Source organism: Dyadobacter sp. (genome assembly GCF_051859145.1).
GTDB lineage: Bacteria > Bacteroidota > Bacteroidia > Cytophagales > Spirosomataceae > Dyadobacter.
Genome location: NZ_JBHYGF010000290.1, coordinates 1 through 611, shown reverse-complemented (window position 1 = coordinate 611; position 611 = coordinate 1). Strand labels below are relative to the sequence as shown.

At 50.4% G+C, this 611-nt stretch carries 1 protein-coding gene; it reads left to right on the top strand.

Annotation, left to right across the window (positions count from 1 at the left end):
* A partial coding sequence (locus ACTIE6_RS16380; protein ID WP_439557666.1) for a BamA/TamA family outer membrane protein occupies window positions 1–611 on the top strand: 611 nt, incomplete at both ends.

Here is a 611-nt window from a genome sequence, read left to right as displayed (position 1 = left end):
CCGACGAACAAAACGCTTTTCAATGTATCGCTTGTCGATCTCAACATTTTAAATACCCAGAATATCCGCGCCGACTTCCAGAGCCTGCTCGATGATCTGTTCAAGCAGGGGAACAACCTGGCAAACAGTTTTCAGAAATCGTTTGTGTCGGATATCAATGCGAGTTTTGTGTACAATACCAATGCATTGATAGGCCCGCCTAAGCGTGCGACTTATTTCCGGCTTGCGCTGGAATCGGGTGGTACTTCGCTGAATATCCTGCCCAAGCAACAGCAGCTGATCAAGCACGTTTTCGGCGACGATCTGCTGTTTTACAAATACCTGCGGTGGAATGCAGATTACCGCCGATACTGGCCGGTTGGAAAGCGCTCTTCGTTTGTAGCGCGCATTAATAGCGGGGCAGTTTACAGCTATGGAGACAGCAAGGTACCTCCGTATGAAAAGTACTTTTTTGCAGGTGGCTCCAACAGCTTGCGCGCGTGGCTTCCCAGGAGGCTCGGTCCAGGCTCCTCTCCGCCGCGATTGACGGTAAACAATCTTTCGATAGAATCGCCTGGTGAATTTCTGCTGGAAGGTAACCTTGAATGGCGCGGGTACCTGGCCAATTTCTT